Annotated in this window: 4 protein-coding genes; all 4 read left to right on the top strand. The window is 64.3% G+C overall.

Annotation, left to right across the window (positions count from 1 at the left end; translation table 11 throughout):
* Positions 1 to 16 precede the first annotated feature (16 nt).
* A complete protein-coding gene (locus G6N73_RS34965; protein WP_165034434.1) occupies positions 17 to 598 on the top strand; it encodes a L,D-transpeptidase family protein in 582 nt (193 codons plus the stop codon).
* 7 nt (positions 599 to 605) lie between these two features.
* Complete coding sequence (locus tag G6N73_RS34960) at positions 606 to 1,118, top strand: OmpA family protein (RefSeq protein ID WP_165034433.1); 513 nt, start codon at positions 606 to 608, stop codon at positions 1,116 to 1,118.
* Positions 1,119 to 1,321: 203 nt separating this feature from the next.
* A complete protein-coding gene (locus G6N73_RS34955; protein WP_246252817.1) occupies positions 1,322 to 3,388 on the top strand; it encodes an N-6 DNA methylase in 2,067 nt (688 codons plus the stop codon).
* Between the two features lie 12 nt (positions 3,389 to 3,400).
* The coding region (locus tag G6N73_RS37780) for a type ISP restriction/modification enzyme (protein ID WP_246252816.1) at positions 3,401 to 3,607 on the top strand (207 nt) is incomplete at its 3' end.

The raw sequence follows: 3,607 nt of genomic DNA, 5'->3' as shown, positions 1-3,607 counted from the left end.
GGGTGCAACCGGCAATATCGCCGAAGCCGCTGCTGCAAAATCCTTTTTCGCCGGCACGGCCAGCGACAACAATTTCGTCTACCGCAAGACCAACTTCGCCAAGATCGACAAGCGCTGGCATCGCCAGATCGTCAAATATTTCAGCAGCGAGCCCGTCGGCACGATCGTCGTCGATACGCGCCACCACTTCCTCTACGTCATTATGGAGAACAAGACGGCGATCCGCTACGGCGTCGGCGTCGGCAAGGAAGGCTTCAAATGGTACGGCCGCGCGACCATCGACCGCCGCGCGCTGTGGCCGCAATGGGTCCCGCCCCCCGAAATGCTGAAGCGCAGGCCCGACCTGCCGCGCCTCGTCGCGGGCGGCGCGCCCAACAACCCGCTCGGCCCGCGCGCGCTCTATCTCCACCGCAACGGCGCCGACACCGGCTACCGCCTGCACGGCACGCTGGAGCCGTGGAGCATAGGCACGGACGCCTCCAGCGGCTGCATCCGCATGTTCCCGGAGGACATCATCGACCTCTACCAGCGTTCGCCGATAGGAACGGCGGTGCAGGTCCTGCCGCACATCGCCGACCAGGCGTCCTCAGTCGAATGAACCGACCATGAACCGCATGATTAAAAACATCCGCCGGCTGCTGGCTGCCGGCATGCTGGTGTTGGCCGCGTCCTGCTCGACCAGCAACACGCTGGCGCCCGCCACGCCCGACGTCACCAACACCGAGGTCGCCGGCTTCCAGAACGTGCAGCCGGGCAGCGAAGAGGATTTTATCCTCAATGTCGGCCGCCGCACCTATTTCACGCAGGGCTCCGCGGCCTTGGATTCCGTCGCCAGGGCAACCCTCGACACCCAGATCGCCTGGCTCACGAAGCATCCGCGCTGGCTGCTCAAGCTGCAGGGCTTTGCCGACGATCCCGGCACAAGCGAAACGGCGCTGTCGCAGCAGCGCGCAGACGCGGTGATGAACTACCTCGCCGCCGGCGGCATAGACCGCAACCGCATGTGGGCCAAAGGCTACGGCAAGGACCGCCTCGTCCGCGACTGCCCCGACACCGCCTGCAGATCACAGAACCGCCGCGTGGTGTCCAATCTGCGGGATGAGAGGGAGGAGTTGTAGGGGGTGGCGTGCACTGATGTGAGACGCTAGCAAACGACCGCCTTTCACCCGGTTGCTGCCCCCCACGTCCTCTGCCCAAAGGCTGACGAGAGGGGACGAAGAAAACACCTGCAAATTCCGGTCCCTTTGAATAAGCTCAACCGGAAGAAGCAGTTCGGCATGATTCATCCAAACCAGGATGAACGCGCGGCGGAGGGGGAACATTGGCGGCCAGGACTTTTGCCGAAGCGGTATCGGCTTATGGGGCGTCGCTGAAGCCCAAGCTTTCGAACCCCGCGATCGACGGCCAGCCGGAGGATCAGCTTCGCGGGCCACTCGAAGCGCTGGTGCGGGAACTGGCCGAAATCGGCGGCCTCGCGGCCGGCGCCGTTCATCTGGTCGGCGAAACCAACCTCGCCGACATCAAGACCCGGCCCGACTTTGCCGTCACCGCCCACAACGCGCTGGTCGGCTTCATCGAGGTGAAGGCGCCGGGCAAGGGCGCCGACCCGCGCCGCTTCACCGACCCGCACGACAAGGACCAGTGGCAGAAGCTGAAATCCCTGCCTAACCTGCTCTACACCGACGGCGGCGCCTTCAGCCTGTGGCGCGACGGCGAGTTCGTCGGCAAGGTAGTGGCGCTGGAAGGAGATGTCGCCACTGCCGGCGCGGGGCTGACGGCCCCTGACACGCTGCTGCCGCTGATCTCGGATTTTCTGACCTGGAAGCCCATCCCTCCGACCAATGCGAAACAACTGGCGCGCGTCGCCGCCCGGCTATGCCGCCTGCTGCGCGACGAAGTCATCGAGCAACTGGAACGCAAGAGCCAAGGGCTGACCACGCTCGCCAGCGACTGGCGCAGGCTGCTGTTTCCCGAGGCCAACGACTACCGGTTCGCGGACGGCTACGCACAGGCCGTCACCTTCGGTCTTCTGGTGGCGCGCGCAATAGACATTCCGCTGGCCGGCGGCATCCACCAGGCCGCGCATCGGTTGCGCGGCTCCAGTTCGCTGATCGGCACCGCGCTCGGGCTGCTGACCGACGACCCCGCAAACCAGAAGGCGCTGGAGACCTCGCTCGCCACGCTGACCCGCGTGCTCGACGTAGTGAACTGGCACACCATCAGCAAGGACAAGCCCGAAGCCTGGCTCTATTTCTATGAGGATTTCCTCGAGGTCTACGACAACGATCTCAGGAAGATGACCGGATCCTATTACACGCCGCCCGAAGTGGTGTCGGCGATGACGCGGCTGGTGGACGAGACGCTGCGCGGACCGCTATTCTCGCGCCCGGCGGGGCTCGCCTCCAGCGACGTGACGCTGGCCGATCCGGCCGTCGGCACCGGAACCTTCCTGCTCGGCGTGATGCGCAGGATCGCCGCGACCATCGAGCATGATCAGGGCAAGGGCGCGGTGCGCGGCGCGATCGAGGCGGCCATGGGACGCCTGATCGGGTTCGAGCTTCAGTTCGGCCCCTTCGCCGTCGCGCAGCTTCGCCTGATCGCCGAACTGCAGGCGTTGACGACGCCGGGTTCCGCTGCCCCGCCGAAGCTCCCGGATTTGCAGCTCTTCATCACCGACACGCTCGGCAATCCCTATGTCGAGGAAGACACTTTGGTGCAGAGTGGCCCGATCGCCCAGTCGCGCCGGGACGCAAACACGATCAAGAAATCGCACGACATCACCGTCGTGCTAGGAAATCCGCCCTACAAGAATCAGGCAGCCGGAATGGGCAGTTGGATCGAGCACGGCGCGAACGGCCGCCCCTCGCCCATGGACTGGTGGGCGCCGCCGCCGGAATGGAAGATCGGCGCGCATACCCACCATCTCAAGAACCTCTATGTCTATTTCTGGCGCTGGGCGACGTGGAAGGTTTTTGGAACTGGCAATCAGGCCGCGACCGGCAATCCGGACCAAGACGAAGAAGGCATCGTCTGCTTCATAACCGTCGCTGGCTTTCTAGGCGGCGATGGATTTCAGAGAATGCGCGACGATCTGCGGCGGACCTGTTCAGACATATGGGTGATCGACTGCTCGCCGGAGGGCCATCAGCCGGAGGTCGCCACCCGCATTTTCCAGGGCGTGCAGCAGCCGGTCTGCATCGTGCTGGCGGCGAAGCCGCTCGGCAAGGACCGGGATACGCCAGCCAAGGTTCGCTTCCGCGCGCTGCCGAAAGGCCGGCGCGAAGAGAAGTTCGCCGCGCTGGAGAAGCTGTCATTGGCTGCGGAAGGCTGGCAGGATTGCCCTTCGGATTGGCGCGCGCCTTTCTTTCCGGCGGCCAAGGGAGAGTGAGCAACATTTCCTATGCTAGCCGAACTGTTCGATTGGTCGAGCCCTGGGGTAAAAACCCATCGGACGTGGGTCATCGCTCCCGACTCCAAGTCGCTGTCGCGGCGTTGGGATGCTCTGCGCCGCGAGTCAAATCCCAAGGTGAAGGAGAAGCTGTTCCATCCAGATCGGGATCGATATTTGGATAAAGTTGTATCCGTCGCGCTCGGTAGCCACGCACTG

It is taken from the genome of Allomesorhizobium camelthorni, from assembly GCF_011045125.1.
In the GTDB taxonomy this organism is placed as follows: domain Bacteria; phylum Pseudomonadota; class Alphaproteobacteria; order Rhizobiales; family Rhizobiaceae; genus Allomesorhizobium; species Allomesorhizobium camelthorni.
This window is presented reverse-complemented; position numbering and strand designations above follow the sequence as displayed.

Excerpts from the sequence above, each read along its gene's own strand:
- G6N73_RS34960 (WP_165034433.1), top strand. The coding sequence starts at position 606 with ATGAACCGCATGATTAAAAACATCCGCCGGCTGCTGGCTGCCGGCATG.